This is a genomic window from Vibrio sp. LaRot3, from assembly GCF_027587025.1.
Lineage (GTDB): Bacteria > Pseudomonadota > Gammaproteobacteria > Enterobacterales > Vibrionaceae > Vibrio.
In genome coordinates this window covers 48023-65862 of sequence record NZ_JAPPTI010000005.1, presented here as the reverse complement: position 1 = coordinate 65862, position 17840 = coordinate 48023, and the positions used below count along the sequence as shown (strand labels likewise).

14 protein-coding genes are annotated in these 17840 nt (G+C 45.9%); 2 read left to right on the top strand and 12 right to left on the bottom strand.

The features are described 5' to 3' along the window. Window positions 1-55 precede the first annotated feature (55 nt). From bamB to OH461_RS12085, 10 genes are all read right to left on the bottom strand, one after another. Window positions 56-1216 carry an outer membrane protein assembly factor BamB gene (bamB, locus tag OH461_RS12130; protein ID WP_270020882.1) on the bottom strand — a complete coding sequence of 387 codons (1161 nt, stop codon included), beginning with the start codon at window positions 1214-1216 and terminating at the stop codon, window positions 56-58. An 11-nt stretch (window positions 1217-1227) separates the two neighbouring features. Next, window positions 1228-1842 (bottom strand): YfgM family protein, encoded by a 615-nt coding sequence (locus OH461_RS12125; RefSeq protein WP_270020881.1) that lies wholly within the window; start codon window positions 1840-1842, stop codon window positions 1228-1230. A gap of 64 nt (window positions 1843-1906) precedes the next feature. After that, window positions 1907-3175, bottom strand: coding sequence for a histidine--tRNA ligase (hisS, locus tag OH461_RS12120; RefSeq protein ID WP_270020880.1), 1269 nt, complete (start codon window positions 3173-3175; stop codon window positions 1907-1909). 70 nt (window positions 3176-3245) lie between these two features. Next, entirely contained in the window at window positions 3246-4364 is a 1119-nt protein-coding gene (gene ispG, locus OH461_RS12115) for a flavodoxin-dependent (E)-4-hydroxy-3-methylbut-2-enyl-diphosphate synthase (protein WP_270020879.1), read from the bottom strand. 8 nt (window positions 4365-4372) lie between these two features. After that, on the bottom strand, window positions 4373-5353 hold the full coding sequence (rodZ, locus tag OH461_RS12110) for a cytoskeleton protein RodZ (RefSeq protein WP_270020878.1): 981 nt from the start codon (window positions 5351-5353) through the stop codon (window positions 4373-4375). 398 nt (window positions 5354-5751) lie between these two features. Beyond that, a complete protein-coding gene (locus OH461_RS12105; RefSeq protein ID WP_270020877.1) occupies window positions 5752-6876 on the bottom strand; it encodes a bifunctional tRNA (adenosine(37)-C2)-methyltransferase TrmG/ribosomal RNA large subunit methyltransferase RlmN in 1125 nt (374 codons plus the stop codon). A 245-nt stretch (window positions 6877-7121) separates the two neighbouring features. Next, window positions 7122-7550, bottom strand: a complete 429-nt coding sequence (gene csdE / locus OH461_RS12100; RefSeq protein WP_270020876.1) for a cysteine desulfurase sulfur acceptor subunit CsdE — start codon at window positions 7548-7550, stop codon at window positions 7122-7124. A 17-nt stretch (window positions 7551-7567) separates the two neighbouring features. Further along, window positions 7568-8377, bottom strand: coding sequence for a tRNA cyclic N6-threonylcarbamoyladenosine(37) synthase TcdA (gene tcdA / locus OH461_RS12095; protein ID WP_270020875.1), 810 nt, complete (start codon window positions 8375-8377; stop codon window positions 7568-7570). Between the two features lie 85 nt (window positions 8378-8462). Beyond that, entirely contained in the window at window positions 8463-9563 is a 1101-nt protein-coding gene (mltA, locus tag OH461_RS12090; protein WP_270020874.1) for a murein transglycosylase A, read from the bottom strand. Between the two features lie 83 nt (window positions 9564-9646). Then, window positions 9647-10075, bottom strand: coding sequence for a DUF2850 domain-containing protein (locus OH461_RS12085; RefSeq protein ID WP_270021045.1), 429 nt, complete (start codon window positions 10073-10075; stop codon window positions 9647-9649). Window positions 10076-10235: 160 nt separating this feature from the next. Between OH461_RS12085 and argA the strand changes: the two genes are divergently transcribed. After that, a complete protein-coding gene (gene argA / locus OH461_RS12080; protein ID WP_270020873.1) occupies window positions 10236-11582 on the top strand; it encodes an amino-acid N-acetyltransferase in 1347 nt (448 codons plus the stop codon). A 196-nt stretch (window positions 11583-11778) separates the two neighbouring features. After that, window positions 11779-11958: a hypothetical protein gene (locus OH461_RS12075; protein ID WP_270020872.1), complete on the top strand. Its 180-nt coding sequence runs from the start codon at window positions 11779-11781 to the stop codon at window positions 11956-11958. 57 nt (window positions 11959-12015) lie between these two features. Here OH461_RS12075 and recD read toward each other — a convergent pair whose 3' ends face one another. Both recD and recB read right to left on the bottom strand, forming a co-directional pair. Beyond that, entirely contained in the window at window positions 12016-14130 is a 2115-nt protein-coding gene (recD, locus tag OH461_RS12070) for an exodeoxyribonuclease V subunit alpha (protein ID WP_270020871.1), read from the bottom strand. After that, window positions 14127-17744 carry an exodeoxyribonuclease V subunit beta gene (gene recB, locus OH461_RS12065; RefSeq protein ID WP_270021044.1) on the bottom strand — a complete coding sequence of 1206 codons (3618 nt, stop codon included), beginning with the start codon at window positions 17742-17744 and terminating at the stop codon, window positions 14127-14129. Before recB ends, recD begins: the two co-directional genes overlap by 4 nt. Window positions 17745-17840 lie beyond the last annotated feature (96 nt).

The window sequence follows — 17840 nt, the reverse complement described above, 5'->3', positions numbered from 1 at the left end:
AAAACGGCTCCTAGCTGAAAACAGCCAGGAGCCGAATGTGAATTATATCACGAAATTATTGCGCGATCGTCAGTTTCTTTACATCGCCATTTCGTGTTACGACAACATAGCCGCCATCAACCACGATTGGTGGTACAGCTAAACCGCTATCGTCTACTAACTGCTGAGAAACAAACTCACCTGTGAAGCGATCGATCCAGTATAGGTAACCTTCACTATCACCCACCACTAAATATTCACCAATCAAAGTCGGCGCTGTCACTAAGCGGTGCTCAAGCTGCTTGTTGCTCCAAAGTTCTGTACCACTGCGCGCATCAACCGCAACTAAGTGATCTTTGTCAGTCACAACAAATAAGCGGCTACCATCGTTCGCCATGTCTGTCGAAGACGAGTAGCTACGTTTCCATGCTGCTTTACCTGAGCGTAGGTCAATTGCTGTCAGTTGACCGTTAAAGCCAACTGCATACAAAGTACCACCCATGATCATCGGTGAAGCATCAACATCCACTAAACGATCAATTTCAGTCGCACCTTGAGGCGTACCAATCGGCTGTTGCCAAATTAGCTGACCACGTTCAACAATCGCGGCTGCAAGACGGCCATTTGCCGTACCCCAGAACACACCGCCAGATACGGTAGCTGGTTTGCTGTTACCACGTAGAGATAGACTTGGAACTTCAGTGGTAATCACCCACTTTTGCTCACCAGTTAACTGGTCTAAAGCGACCAATACGCCTTCAGTGGTATGGACTAAAACTAAGTTTGAATCGACAACAGGAGCAGCCAATACTTCGCCTTGAACCGGAGTACGCCAAGCAAGCTCACCCGTTTCTTCATTAAGCGCGATCACTTCACCGTTTTCGCTACCAATAAATAACTGGCTGTAACCGGCTGTAATGCCACCCGATAAACGCGCAGGTACGTCTTGTTCTAGATCGATAGACCAAATGTCTTGGCCATTCTCTGGATTTAGAGCGCGAACCAAACCATCTCGGCTGGCAACAAATACTTTGTCGTAAGCGTATTCAGGAGAAAGCTTAGAGAAGTAAAAATCCACACCATTGCCAACAGATGTGCTCCATTGGCCTACTGGGGTAAATTCACTGTTTACTTGCGGCACTGGCGCCATGATGATGGTGTCTTCTTCACTTGCACAACCTGCAAGAGCACCAACCATAACCGCAGCAACCAACGCTTTATTCAGCATTTTTTTCATGCTCAGTGCCCTTACTTGGCTAGATCGTCCAATTTCATTTTCAGTGCTTGGCTTGCATCACCTGCTTGTTCAGCTTCTGTGTATGCTGCGTAAGCACCGTCTGCATCTCCTTTGCGCAGTAAGATGTCACCTTTCAGTTCAGCAACACGACCAGCCCAACTTGCATCAGTAATGCTTGCTAGTTGAGAGATTGCTGCGTCAAATTTGCCTTGCTCAGACTGCAGGCGCGCCAAACGGTAACTTACAATCGCGGTTAGAGCTTGATCTTTCGTTGCTGTTTTTGCCCACTCAAGCTGCGCAATCGCGTCGTCTAGCTTGTTCGCTTCAACTTGCACTTTTGCTAGTTGAAGTGCTGCTAGTACTGCGTATTCTGTCTCACCATTCGCATCAATAAAGGCTTGTACTTGACCTTCTGCATCAGCACCACTTGCTGCTAATGTTTCAATCGCTTTGGTGTAGCTTTCTGACGCTGCTTCTTGAGCCGCAGTCACTGAATCTTGGTAGTAACGCCAACCGAATAAGCCACCTAAACCAATAACCGCACCAAAGATCACAGCTTTGCCGTTCTCTTTCCACCAGTCTTTGATCGCTTCTACTTGTTGTTCTTCAGTATCGTAGAGTTCCACTTCCTGTCCTCTTAACATTACAAAAGTGGCGTTCAACGGCGCCACTTTGCTAAAACTTGTTTAATTAAATTAACTCAGCCAATTTCGCGACTGCGTCTACTTGGCTTAATGTTTCTTGTGTACCACCGACTAGGTCTTTCAATACCACAGTGTTATCTGCGACTTCGTTTTCACCTAGTACCAGTGCCACAACCGCGCCTACTTTGTCTGCGCGTTTAAATTGCTTCTTGAAGTTACCACCACCGAAGTGGTTCATTACACGAAGACCCGGCACTTGCTCACGCAACTGCTCAGCAAGCTTCATACCTGCCATCATAGTGCCTTCGCCCGCAGTCACCATGTACACGTCAACGCTGCGACGAACTTCGTCTAGCTCTAGCGTTTCAAGCATCAGTACAAGACGCTCTAGACCCATAGCAAAACCAACTGCTGGTGTTGCTTTACCGCCTAGCTGCTCTACAAGACCGTCGTAACGGCCACCACCACATACTGTACCTTGAGAGCCTAAGCTTTCAGTGATCCACTCAAATACTGTGCGGTTGTAGTAATCCAAACCACGAACTAGACGTTCGTTTACTGTGTATTCGATGCCTGCAGCGTCAAGAAGTTCACAAAGACCTGCAAAATGTTGCTTTGACTCATCATCTAGGTAATCAGATAGACGAGGCGCATCACCTAAAATCGCTTGTACGTTTGAGTTTTTAGTATCCAGAACACGTAATGGGTTAGTGTGCATGCGACGCTTACAATCTTCATCAAGAACATCCATATGTTGCTCTAGGAATGCGATCAATGCTTCACGATAGTTTGCGCGCGCTTCTAACGAACCGATGGAGTTCAGCTCTAGACGAACGTGTTTGTCGATACCTAGCTCACGCCAAAGACGTGCAGTCATCATGATCAGTTCAGCGTCTACATCTGGACCATCTAGACCGAAAACCTCAACACCACATTGGTGGAATTGACGATAACGACCTTTTTGAGGGCGCTCGTGACGGAACATTGGCCCCATGTACCATAGGCGTTGTTCTTGGTTGTAAAGCAGGCCATTTTCGATACCTGCACGAACACAACCCGCTGTGCCTTCAGGACGTAGAGTTAGGCTGTCACCGTTGCGGTCTTCAAAGGTGTACATTTCCTTTTCAACCACATCCGTTACTTCACCGATAGCGCGGCTAAATAGATGCGTCATCTCAACGATTGGCATGCGTACTTCATTGTAACCGTACGCGCTAATGACGTTTTTCACTGTGTTTTCTAGCTTTTGCCACAGTGGTGATTGAGTTGGGAGGCAGTCGTTCATGCCTCGAATTGCTTGAATAGTTTTTGCCACAATAGTTACCGTAATCTTGTTACTTACTGTAATACTCGTTGAGATGAGTAAAGGCCTGACTCAGTCAGACCTATTCTTGAATTTTAATATCGATGCGATTTGACTCGTCCATCACCGCGGCTTTCGCACGGATTTTGGCTTCGAGCTTATCAATCAGATCATCGTTGTCTAAACGCTCTTTCTGACGCTTACCGTCTTCGTAGAAGGCGCTCTTACGGTTACTACCCGCAAGACCTAGGTGTGAAACTTCCGCTTCACCTGGACCATTCACTACACAACCGATGATAGATACATCCAGCGGCGTGATAATGTCTTCTAGGCGCTCTTCTAATGCGTTAACTGTACCGATCACATCAAACTCTTGACGTGAACAGCTTGGACACGCGATGAAGTTGATACCACGAGAGCGAATACGCAGGGATTTCAGAATATCAAAGCCCACTTTGATTTCTTCCACTGGGTTCGCTGCTAACGAAATACGCAAGGTATCACCGATACCTTCTGCTAACAGCATACCTAAGCCCACCGCAGATTTAACTGAACCCGCGCGCGCACCACCAGCTTCGGTGATACCTAAGTGTAATGGCTGATCGATTTGCTTCGCCAGCAAACGATATGAATCTACCGCTAGGAACACGTCAGAGGCTTTTACGCTCACTTTGAATTGATCAAAGTTCAAACGGTCAAGGATATCAACGTGACGCATTGCTGACTCCAACAGCGCTTCTGCTGTTGGCTCGCCATATTTCATCTGAATGTCTTTTTCTAACGAACCGCCATTCACACCAATACGGATAGGAATGTTTTTGTCGCGCGCGCAGTCAACAACAGAACGAATACGATCTTCGTTGCCGATGTTGCCCGGGTTAATACGCAAACAATCGACGCCGTATTCAGCGACTTTCAGTGCGATTCGGTAGTCGAAGTGAATATCCGCTACTAGCGGCACGTTCACTTGCTTTTTAATTTCGCGGAATGCTTCTGCGGCATCCATTGTAGGAACAGAAACACGTACAATGTCTGCACCCACATTTTCCAGTGATTTAATTTGTGCAACAGTCGCTTCTACGTCTGTTGTTCTGGTGTTAGTCATTGATTGCACAGCAATCGGTGCACCATCACCAATAGGCACGTTACCCACATAAATACGTTTAGATGGGCGACGTTTGATAGGAGATTCGTGTTGCATAGTATTTTCTAAGGTAAAGTGAATCTTGCTACTTTGCCTGCAGTATACCCAGAAAGGTCGACAGGTTCACTTGCTAATGTGATAGAAACGTTTTCAGGCGCACCTAAAATGACTTTGTAAGGTTTTTTACCTTCAAGTTTTAGCTCTTCACCAGCATTTTTAACGCGTGATACTAAGGTTTTACCCGTAGCATCCTTAACTTGAATCCAGCAATCGCCATTAAAGTTAATGACTAAGCTATTTAGAGCTACTGGCTCTGTTTGAGGTTCAGATGGGGTCACTGGCTCTGCGGCTTGTGCTTCTGGTGCCGATTCTGTTTTCGCTGCTTTAGTGGCAGCATCATCTTGACTAGCTTGTTGGGTTGATGCTTGAGGCGCTTCTACTTGCGCTTCATCATTTGAAGCATTCTCTTCAACAACAGGTTGCTGTGGCTCAGATTCTGCTTCAATCGTTTCTAAAGGCGCAACATCAAGTGCAGGCTGCTCAGCGGCAATGGTTTCTAACTGCGCGTCTGGCGTACTGTCGATAAGCTCTTCTTGAGCGACCAAATCCACCACATCTTTCTGTTGATTTTGCCACCACCAAACCGATGAAATGCCAACAATCACCGCCACAATACCCCATGTGATGAGCATGATACGGCTATCGTGCTTCTCTCGATTTGTCTGACGCGAGAAGCTTTGCATTTTTTGCTCTTGTTGCTGAGCACTGCCACAGTCATCCAGTGCGCTAAAAACGACTTCTTCATCAATACCAACCGCTTTGGCGTAAGAACGCAAATAACCACGAGTAAACGTGGCAACTTGGTCTGACTCAAATTGGTTATCTTCGATGTTTTCAATAATAGAAATGCGTAAACGTAGACGATCAGCGATTTGTTTTTGGCTTAAGCCGAGCTCTTCACGCTTGTTTTTCAGGATGGTTCCCGCCTCAAGGCGAATGCTGTCTACATTGTCTTCGTTTACTGGAGCTGTTTGTTCCGAGTTCATAATTGTCTGTCTCTGTTTCTAACGTCGGCAACCACTATTCGTTATTTTTAGTTAGTTATTGGTTTTGCCAAAGCGAGTAAATTTCTCAATCAGTTACCTAATTTAATACACCTGCAACAGGTGAAAAATTCAGAAGAGTTAGGTTTTCAGATTGTCTTTTGCCTTATTTCAGCGCGTTCAATTGTCAAATTGACTGAAACTATGGGTATAACTGTTAATTCTAATAGATATCAAGCATGAAACAACACAACTTAGATAGATAAATTACAGCCAGCTCAAGGTTTTTCTAAAAATTGACATTTTGCTTGGTCGATATTCCGACAAAGTTCGATAAAAAGCTATCATTTAGCTACAAAAAAGCCAGAGCTAGGCTCTGGCTTGTATAAATTCACTTTGGCTTATACCGCTTTTACGTCGATAGTTTCGCCCTTAGCCGCTTTAATTGTCGCTGTACGTTTAGTACGGTCAATCACATCACCAACCAACTGACCACAAGCCGCATCAATATCATCACCACGCGTTTTACGTACTGTAACGGTGTGATCGTACTGCATTAATGTTTTTTGGAAACGGTCAATACGAGAATTGCTTGGTTTCTTGTACGGAGAACCCGGGTATGGGTTAAACGGAATCAAGTTAATCTTACATGGCGTATCTTTTAGCAGTTCTGCCAATTCGCGAGCGTGGTCCATGTCATCATTCACATGGTCAAGCAGCACGTACTCAACAGTTACTTTGCCACGGTTAGCATTTGAAGAAGCAATGTAACGCCCAACAGAGCCAAGGAAGTCTTGGATATCCCAACGGTCATTCAACGGCATGATTTCACTGCGCAACTTGTTATTAGGCGCATGCAGAGAGATTGCCAATGCAACGTCAATTTGACCTGTCATTTGATCAAGGCCAGAAACCACACCAGAAGTCGATACAGTTACACGGCGTTTAGATAGACCAAATCCAAGATCATCGAGCATCAACTCTAGCGCAGGGATCAGGTTTTTCATGTTCAGCAATGGCTCACCCATGCCCATCATTACCACGTTAGTAATTGGGCGGCGACCCGTTTCTTTTTGCAGACCAACTTCACGCGCAGCGCGCCAAACTTGACCGATGATTTCTGATACTTTTAGGTTACGGTTAAAACCTTGCTGAGCCGTTGAACAGAATTTACATTCCAACGCACAACCTACCTGAGAAGACACACACAAAGTCGCGCGATCATCTTCAGGGATATAAACTGTTTCTACGTCTTGATCGCCAACTTTCATTGCCCATTTAATCGTGCCATCAGAAGAGTGCTGAGCCTCTGCTACTGTTGGCGCTTTGATTTCACAACGATGCTTAAGCTTCTCACGTAGCTTCTTGTTAATGTTGGTCATGTTGTCGAAGTCATCAACACCGAAATGGTAAATCCACTTCATCACCTGTTCAGCACGGAACGCTTTTTCGTTCAATTCTTCAGCGAAGAATTTGCGCATTCCTTGGCGATTGAAGTCGAGTAGATTTATTTTCGCAGTGGTCATGTAGCCTCTCAAAAGACGGGACATTAATAAGGGCGCGAATTGTACAGCCTTTACGCATCAACAACAAGAGCTGTAAAGCCATGTATTTTTTAAGACATTAATATCTTAATGATTAAAATTTATACAGCACTGATTTTATCGAATTTAGCGCCGATTCTCAGCGTAATTGGGTGCTACGGACGAAGCAGAATTTACAAATAAGGGGGATAACATTAAGGCCTGCATGAATGCAAGCCTCGGAATATTTAAACAGCCGTTTGTTTGATTTGATCAACAATGGCTTTCAGCCCGTTGCCACGCGATGGACTTAAATGTGCCACCAGCCCTAAACTCTCAAAGTAACCATCAACATCAAACTGTTGAATCTGCTCACTGGTTTTGCCATTAAAGGCCGCCATGACTAGAGCAATTAGCCCACGCACAATGCGCGCATCAGAGTCAGCGCAAAAATACCACGTACCTTCTACTTGCTCACTCACCAACCACACTTGGCTTTCACAGCCTGAAACCATCACTTGTTGTGATTTCAGCTCCTCTGGCATGACAGGTAGCTTTTTGCCCCATTGAATCACCTGGCGGTAGCGATCTTCCCAGCCTTTAAAGTTTTGCATGGTCTCAGCAATATCAGCCGCGCTAATGTCGTGACCGAATGGGTTTTCAGGAAACGTAGACATAAGTAACTCCATGGTGATTACTTTGAGTGCTTTTGAATCAGCTTTTCAACAATGCGCGATACGGCAACAAAACCAAAAGTGGCAGTGACTACCGTCGCTGCACCAAAGCCGCTGGCACAATCCATACGTTTTGGCCCTTCCGCTGTCGATTTAACACCACATACTGAACCATCTGCTTGAGGGTACTTAAGTTGTTCAGTAGAGAACACACACTCAATATTGAACTTACGTTGTGGATTCTTTGGGAAGTTATGATGACGACGTAGCGTATCTTTAATCTTCTTCGCCAACGGATCTTGGATAGTTTTGGTCAGATCGGCCACTTTAATTTGGGTTGGATCGATTTGACCACCCGCACCACCAGTGGTGATTACTTTAATTTTGTTGCTGCGACAATATGCCAATAGCGACGCTTTCGCTTTCACGCTATCAATCGCATCTAACACGTAATCGTATTCTTTGGTTAAGTACTCATGTTGATTATCTGGTGTGATGAAGTCATCAATTAGGTTGACCTTACACTCAGGGTTAATCAGCTTAACACGCTCTGCCATCACTTCGATTTTGCTTTGACCAACCGTACCACTCATCGCATGGATTTGACGGTTAATGTTAGTCACGCAAACATCATCCATATCAATTAAGGTCAGCTCACCGATACCAGTACGAGCCAGCGCTTCAACCGCCCAAGAACCCACACCGCCAATACCAATCACACACACGTGTGCAGCACGCAAAATTTCGACTTCACTATTACCGTATAAACGGCGAGTGCCACCAAAACGTTGGTTGTAGTTATCAGAAGCTGGAGTATCTAATTCACGCATAGTGCTCACTCGTAAATCGGTGCAAAAACAAAGAGTGCGTTTTATACGCACTCTTTATGGAAAAGTCTAGGTTCTGCAACGTCGTTTATTGACGTTTTTCCGGTGGCATCGCCCAAGGCGCTTGCGTGGCTGAGTGTTCTAAACCCAACTTCCATACCCGGCCAAAATGTTTGTAATGACCCGCCTCGGTTCCTGCTCTTGGCCCCATACCATGGTATAGGTCAAGATGGTTCTGTTTTACCGCGCCGCCTGTATCTAACACAATAAGCAAACGTAATTGGTGTGCACCGCTCCAAGAACCATCAGCATTTAACAGTGGCACTTCCGCCAGAATTGGCGTCCCCATCGGGAAGATAGAGCGGTCGCCCGCGACAGATGCCATAGGTAATAGCGGAATGCCTGCCGACCCAGTCACTGGCGCATCAGCCTGTGGAGAGAAGAACACAAACGAAGGGTTTTGTTCTAGCACTTCACGTACGGTGGCGTCATCATTGTCCAGTACCCACTCTTTAATCGCTTTCATCGACATTTTTTCACGCGGCACTTCGCCACGTTCAATCAACACTTTACCAATACTGACGTAGGCTTTGTTGTTTTTACCACCGTAAGCAAAGTATTCAAGTGTGTCATCATCTTCGAAGTGAACAAAGCCACTGCCCTGCACTTCCATTAAAAAGGGGTCAATCATGTTTGGCGCGTAGCCAAGCTCTAAGCCTTGCCCCGCTAAAGCACCTGCGTAAATTTCTGCGCGAGTTGGGCAATTCGTGTCGCAATTAGGTTTGGCGTAAACAGGGTACTTATAGACTTCATTTGGCTGATGACGTAGCTCCATAACCGGAGAGAAATAGCCAGTAAATAAAACATTACCTTGCTTATCACCGCCGCCAAGCTGGGCGGTTTGAATGCCGAAACTGGCTAACTGGCTTGGGTCACCGCTTTGCAATACCCACTCATTGAGTTTTTCATACAAGGGCTGATAAGTGTTCGCCATCGAAGGTGATTTATTAACCACTTGTTCGGCTTGACGATGAAACTCGGTAAAATCACGAGAAACGGAAGACTCGACCGTTTCAACACGGTTGAGAGTATTATTGAATTCGCCATCAAGATATTGCTGGGCGCGCTCCGTTGGTTGAGCACAACCAAACAGCAGCACAGACGCTGCCAAAGGTAGGTATTTTATCATTACGAGCTTAAGTCCTTAAACGCATTGCAACGAGGATGGCAATAGAAGCTCTACTCGTCAATCCATTATTAGGATAAGACGAGCTATTTTTGCACCTTTTTCACAAACATAGGCTGATAGAGCGCATCGGTTTCTAGCTCCATCTCGTTCCAGTTTTCCATTTCAAATTTGAAACGTTTGGTTTGATTGCCATGTTTGTACTCTAAGGTTTTACCGTCAAATGAAAACTCGGTATCCACCACACCACCATCAATCACAACCCCTGACGGGCTAAGCACAAAAGTCTCTGCTAAATAAGGCGCGACCTCAGTTTCAACCCAAGTGCCGTAAACCAAAGATTTAGGGTACGTGACCTCGAGATATCGTTTATGCAGTGCCATTGCGCCGTAGGCCACCAGCACACTGACCGCGATCGCCAGCAACCACACCAAAATTTCCATCCATTTATTCTTGAATGAAAATGTGCCTAACAATTTGCGGTTGTTTCGATTTTCTTTCACTGCAGCGGTCATCACAAACGATCTCTATATAGAAAGTGATTCTATATCATGCTGCGAAATATCGCTCAATCTAGCGAAGTAAATTATTGGGTTTCTATTCAAAAAAAACCTTGCCGAAAAAGGAATAAATTTGCACTATAACAACATATAAATTCACCAAATGGACATAAATGTGAAAATTCGTAGTACCGCGCTCGTAAAAGGATTTCGTCAGTCAGCCCCTTATGTCAATGCTCACCGAGGCAAAACCATGGTGATCATGTTGGGCGGAGAAGCGGTCGCGGATAAAAACTTTAAGCATATTATCAGTGACTTGGCCTTACTCCATAGCTTAGGCGTTAAGATAGTCTTAGTACATGGCGCTCGACCACAGATCAATGCCATCTTAGATAATAGCGAGAACACAACCGCGTACCACAAGGGTGTGCGAATTACCGATGTTCATGCTCTGCCATTAGTTATGCAAGCAGCGGGGCAATTACAACTCGCCATTACTGCCCAGCTTTCAATGAGCTTAAGCAATACCCCAATGGCCGGTACTCAACTGAATGTCGTCAGTGGTAATTTTGTTATTGCTCAACCACTTGGTGTGGATGATGGCGTAGATTACTGCCATAGCGGGCGAATTCGTCGCATTGATATTGAAGGCATCAACCGAATGCTGGACCAAGGCTCTATCGTATTGCTTGGGCCGATTGCCAGTTCAGTTACTGGAGAATCATTTAACTTACTGTCGGAAGAAGTCGCGACTCAAGTGGCTATTCGTCTCAAAGCTGACAAGTTAATCGGCTTTTGCTCAGAGCAAGGTATTATTGACGAGAATGGCGAAGAAATTGCCGAGCTTGTACCTCGCGAGGCAGAAACCATCCTCAACCGATTAGAAAGTGATGTCGACCAAAGTAGCGATAACTCTTCCGGAACCTTGCGATTTCTACGTGCTGCGATTACTGCGTGTCGAGCGGGCGTACCTCGCAGCCACTTAATTAGTTACAAAGTGGATGGCGCTTTAGTTCAGGAGCTGTTCTCTCTCGATGGTATCGGTACGCAAATTGTTTATGCAAGTTCGGAGCGCGTACGTTTAGCGCAAATTGATGACATCGGTGGCATTCTTGATCTTATTCGCCCACTAGAGGAACAAGGTGTTTTGGTTCGCCGTTCTCGTGAACAACTTGAGCAAGAAATTCACCAGTTCACCATCATTGAAAAAGATGGCCTCATTATTGGTTGTGCGGCATTGTATCCATACCCTGAAGAGCATATGGCTGAGATGGCTTGCGTAGCTATTCACCCAGAATATCGTGATGGCAACCGCGGTCTTGTGATGCTCAACTACATGAAACAGCAATCTAAACAGCAAGGTATCAAACAGATATTTGTGCTCACCACCCACAGTTTGCATTGGTTCCGCGAGCAGGGCTTTAGCGAAGTTGGCGTAGAGCGATTACCGATGAAAAAGAAGAATCTATACAATTATCAGCGTAACTCTAAGATTTTAATGACGAATACAAATCAAGGCTAATCGGCATCGATGCCAGAGGTTCTGGCATCGATAACATTTGAATAAAACTTTGAATATTCGCTTTATTTCACAGCAATAGTTGTATAAAATTCGACCGCTTTCACAGAAAAGCCCGATAGGACTCATCTTCACCTAGTAAAAACTAGGTCGCACGGATTGCTTGAGGTAGATATCAACGTCACTAAGAGCAACAGTCATGAAAACCATTATTTGTAATTCAGTACAAAGCTTTTGGGATATGGCCGAGAACGAGCTATTAATCAATTTGGATGTGCACTGCGTCTTCCCTGTATCAGAAGGCTTAAAGACCTTCATTTTGGGTTACCAAGACAAGTACCAAATTCGCAGCATCTCTTTCACTTCCGTATTCAATTAACCTTTTATCGCACCTTTGCTTTGCTGTAACCAAGGATGGTTTTTAACCTTTAACTTCTCAGCCCTTTAACCTTTCAACCAAACCACTCGCCCTCTCTGTCGTAACTTTTATTCCCCGCTTAATCACATCAATTTGACCATACAAAGCCAAACGCTTTTTCGCACGTGTAATGCCGGTATAAATCAATTCACGCGTTAAGATAGGACTGAAATCTTTTGGTAGAAGCATCAAGGTAAAATCAAATTCACTGCCCTGAGATTTGTGTATCGTCATCGCAAATGCGGTTTCATGCTCAGGTACTCGGCTCGGCAGTACCGACTTGACACTACCATCAGGCAACTCAAAGAAAACTTTAAGACGAGGTTGAGATTCAGACTCATCCAAAATACACAACCCAATATCACCGTTGTACAAACCAAGCGCATGATCATTGCGAGTCACCATCACAGGTCTACCGTGATACCAAAGCTCATCTTGAGTATGAATTAGGTTACGAGCAGCTAGCGCCCTTTCGATGCGTTGATTTAACCCAGTCACACCAAAGTCACCTTCACGGATAGCACAGAGTAAGCGACAACCACCAAAGGCATCTAAACCCACTTTGGCCATTTGAGTGACGGACTCAAGCTGATCGGTCTCAGCGAGTCGTTGTGGTTTAGCAATGCGGCCAAGATAGCCTTTGTACTCAGTGACCATGGTTTGAATCAACTGATTGTAATGCTGAGTATCTAACGGGTAATGATTAATGTCCTCAAAGCCACGTTGCCATACTTGATCAACTTTATGCGCAGAGCCTGCATTGATCGCTTTGGCTAACTGACCAATGCCTGAACGAGCATCAAAGCGATAACTCTTTTGCAGCATACATAAGCCATCCCCTACGCTGCTGCCTTTGCCGCTTTGCTGCTCTAGCGATTGATACCCCGTAAGCTGAGCAATTAACTTACCCTGAGATGGGCTGTAGCCATCTTGATGAAACGAGCAAATATCACCTAAAACTGCGCCCGCTTCTACTGAAGCCAGCTGATCTTTATCCCCCAGTAGAATCAAACGCGCATGGGCTGGCAGCGCATCGACCAATTTGAACATCATAGGCAAATCAACCATCGATGCTTCATCTACCACTAAGATATCCAAATGGAGCGGGTTCTCTTTATTGTGTCTAAACTCAGCGCTGTTGGGCAACGCGCCCAATAAGCGATGCAAAGTGCTCGACTCGGTTGGAATCGCCTTTTTCAACTCAGGACTCACGGGCAATGCATCCACCGCTTTGCCAATCGATTCTGTTAAACGCGCCGCCGCTTTACCAGTAGGTGCGACCAACTTAATTGTCGGCACATTCGTCAACGGTTCTGAACTTGACTGAGAAGATTGTTCAATTAACGCTGCGAGTAGTTTGGTTACCGTGGTGGTTTTACCTGTACCCGGCCCACCAGAAATCACGGCAAAGCGTTTGGTTAGCGCAATGGCTGCCGCGACTTTTTGCCAATTGACGCAAGCAGCAAGTGGCACTAGCTCATCGAGGGGCTGCAGCTGCTCTGAACGAGTCGCACCAAGTAGCACTTGATCAATCGCGTTCCAATCAAGTTGGCTGTCGTTGACCACATCAAGGTGATCGCAAACCATCTGCTGGCGTTGGACTTGGCTTGTCGCCTCAAGGCCAGTTTTAGCAAGGGCTGAAAACAAGAAGTGATAGCTGCGTGCAAACAGATGATCAAGCAATTGAGACAGCTTTTGGACATCAGTAGGCTTTAGGATCATGGGTGTCCCAAAGCTATTTAAACGCTCAGCCAAACTCACTTCGTAGTGCCAGTAACGGTGAAGGTAAAGTCTTTGACCATCAAATACCAGCGGCAGGCTATTTGCTTCACTGCTAGCCACAAGCGATGAATTCGTGAGTAATTGAGGCCAATCAATCGTAAGCAAGGTCTGATTGAGTTGCTGTGCTGCTTCGCCATACAAGCCAAGTTTGCTGGCTAAATCGACCGGCTGTCCTTGCCCATCCGTCATAGGTAAACAAATGTGACCTTTTCCAAGTTCACTACTAACTACGCCAGCAATAAAGGCTAATTCTTGCTGCTGAGACTGTGCAAAAATAAAACGTGCAAACTGGTAATCTAATTGACGAATAGAGCCCTTACTAGCTAATCGCTTCAATGTTTCTAGCATCATAGTCCTAGCTCCATCTGCCCTTGTTGATTATCACGATTTTCAATCTCCTGACCATCAATCAAACGGTCTAACTCATCAAGCATCGCTAAGCTCGGTTTGGCTGAGAAAATTCCATGGCCACTTTCGCCATCCATACCACGTAAGAACAAGTAATACACTCCGCCAAAATGCTGTTGATAATCATAGTTAGCTACTCGGCTACGCAAGAAACGGTGCAGCGCCAGCGCATAAATTTGATACTGGAGATCATAACGATGATCAGCCATGGCATGATTTAAAGCCTCGCCATGATAGTCGCTGACATCATCACCAAGATGGTTCGATTTCCAGTCCAGTACGTAGTATTTGCCTTGATGCTCAAACACCAAATCGATGAAACCTTTCAGCATGCCCTGCACGGTATGAAAACCAAGATCGCCAGCTTTAGCCGATAATGGATCATGACGCTGTACAATACGGTTCAATGCCGAGGCGTTAAGCACTTCAATCGGCAGTAGGAACTCCAGCTCCACTAAACGCTGTGCTGGTAGCTTTTGATTAAGCACTAACTGTTTGCCATCTAAAGGGGTCGCTAAAACCGTGTCCACCAGCTGTTGCAATACAGGTAACCACTCCGCTTCCAATTGCTCACTTTCCATCAGCTCAAGGATAATGGCTTGGTTACTTGGATCCGTCGCAGGCAGAGTAAACTCCACCTCTTCAAACAAAGTATGTAAAAAAGTACCGGGACGAGCACCACGCGGGAAGTTGAAAATCGAACGCTCTGGTTCTTCAAGTTGCTGCTCATCATGCTCTCCCGAAGAATCGACATCCAAGCGCAGTAACTCACTCGACGCATCATGGCCGTGAGAGCCTTGCTTCACTAAACCCGAATAACTGGTTAATCGCCAGTTGCGATCGATCTCTTGTTGCAGCTCTTGCGCGTGCAGTGGCTCAGAAATTTCTTGGTTTGCTTGATACGGAGAATCTGGTGTATCAGGTAAAGAGGCTTCAACCACACAAGCTAGATTGTCCGCTTGTTTGGCTATCGCATTAGCGAGATCGGCTATGCCCCCTTCTTCGCCATTTTGCAATAAATAGCCCATGGCACTCTTATGGGCACCTGTAGGCTCTTTACTTGAACGACCATTTCTTAGCGGTGCTGCACCAATAAAACAGCCGTAGACAGCACGAGTCAGTGCAACGTAAATCAAACGCAAGTCTTCCGCCAACCGCTCTTTATCGGCCAGCTCTAACACCTCTTCATCATCGGTAATATCAAGAATCGTTTGGTCGCGCTCGGCATCATAATATTTGGCTTCGCTGGCTTGTCGGTAACTCATGACAAACGGTAAGAAGACGAGGTCATACTCCAAGCCTTTAGATTTATGAATGGTGACGATTTGCACCAAATTACGCTCAGACTCCAAACGTTGAATCTGATCATCGCTGCCACCAAGGCCATTTTCAGCATCACTAATTGATTGAGCCAACCAACGTAACAAACCGTGGTCACTATCTAGCTCACCACTTGCTTGTTGCAGCTGTTCGCCAATGTGCATCAAATCGGTAAGAGCTCGCTCACCGTTTTCTTCCTCTAGTAAACGCTCAGCGATATGGCGCTTACTCATCACTGCACGCAACATCGGTAACACGCCACGCTGAATCCATAACTTACGATATTCTTTGAACTCGTTAACGGCGTTTTCCCATGCGGTCTCATCATTATTCAGCGCGTCTAAGCTACCAGCATCAAGAGAGAATAGCTCTGAAGCAAGGCTCGCACGCAAAGCTCGATCATTCTCAGGTGTTAACGCCGCCTGCAACAAACGCTGCAGATCTTGCGCTATGGTAGAGACAAACACGCTATCGCGATTAGATAGGTAAACACTTGCGATCCCTTGCTGGGCAAGCGCCTGTTTCACCATGCGCCCTTCCGTTCCGGTTCGCACTAACACAGCAATGTCACCAGCTTGGATCGGCTTTTGCCCTTTCGCATCCGTGAACACCGCTTGTTGCTGCTGAGACGCGGTCAAAATAGCGTGGATTTTGTCCGCGCATGCAGAAGACATCGCATGATGGTAGTCACCTTTAGGCAAGGGTTTATCGTCCGCCTCTTGCAACCAATAAGTCAGGGCGGGTTGTACTTCTCCATTAAGTTGCCAAGTACGCAAATCTGCTTTGGGGCTTGCGTCAACCGGTAAGAAAGGAATGTCTTGAACATAGATAAACGCACTATCAGGCAGCTCAAATACTTGATTGACCGCAGCGACCATATCAGCACTCGAACGCCAGTTCGTCCCTAGGGTGAAGTGCGAAGAAACCTGATTTCTCGCCTTGATGTAGGTAAAGATATCCGCGCCGCGGAAGCCATAAATCGCCTGTTTTGGATCGCCGATCATAAATAGGCCGCACTCAGGATGCGGTAAATAAATACGGCTAAAAATACTGTACTGCAGAGGGTCGGTATCTTGGAACTCATCGATCATCGCTACTGGGTACAATTGGCGAATACGCTCAGCCAACAGAGCGTCTTGATCATTGTCCATCGCAGCGGAGAGATTGGTAAGCAAGTCATCGAAAGAGAGCCATTGTTTTTGCTGCTTAGCGGCCGCCAGCATGGCGCGGCACTGCTCAATGGCGTGTGCGAGCATAGGCGCTTTCAAACTTACCGGTTGCTCAAGGAACGCTTCTATCGCTTCAAATGCTGGATGGGTAGGAGCTTGACCTTTTGGTGTCTTTTCTTTCAACACATTTTGCGCGAACTTCTCCAGCTTATCTGGGAACTGATAATCCAAAGTTGGTGCTGCTGCCCATTGGTTGACGCTTTCTAACCACGCGGGAAGAGACTTTTTCGTATAACTGCGCTTATTGACGTCAGACTCTGAAATCAGCGTAAGATAATCCTCTTGGCTCTCACGCCAACACTGCTTGAGCTTCTCGATACACTCTAAATTCGCTTGATTAAGCTCGGCTAAGCTTGATTGCATGGCTTGAGTAGATAGCGTTAATGGCGCGCCAGTTAGATAGCCACCGACATCTTTTAATAATGCATTTGGCGACGGCCAAATATCTCTCACGGCTCCCGCTAAATTAAGCGGCAAATGATAAAAATTACGTCGCCAGTAATCCGCCACGACTTGAGCTTTTAGGTGACTTTCATCGGTAACAAATTCATTGTTGAATCGACTGCCTGACTCAAACGCATTTTGGGTCAACATACGCTGACAAAAGCCATGAATGGTGTAAACCGCGGCTTCATCCATCTGTCTCTCAGCTTGCAACAAAATGGTTGCCGCCTGCGCATGATCATCAATGTCATCCAACAAAGGTTTGATAACGGGATCATCACTCTGACCACGAGCAAATGCAATTCGGGCATCGTGAATTCGCGCCCGGATACGATCTCTTAATTCAGCCGTTGCCGCTTCCGTAAAGGTTACAACCAAGATTTGGTCAACCGTTAAAGGCGCTTGATGACGAGCATTTGGACTACCATGACCCAAAAGCAAACGTAAATACAAACCTGCGATAGTAAAGGTTTTCCCTGTACCCGCTGAGGCTTCAATTAACCGCGCCCCATGCAGTGGGAAAGTCATTGTATTTAGAGCAGTAACAACTGACGAAGATGTCATATCAATCAGACCTTTATCGAACATTTTTCACCAGACCAAATGTGATCCAGTATCAATTTTTTGCGTTTATATCTATCAAGCGGTCACTATTAACAA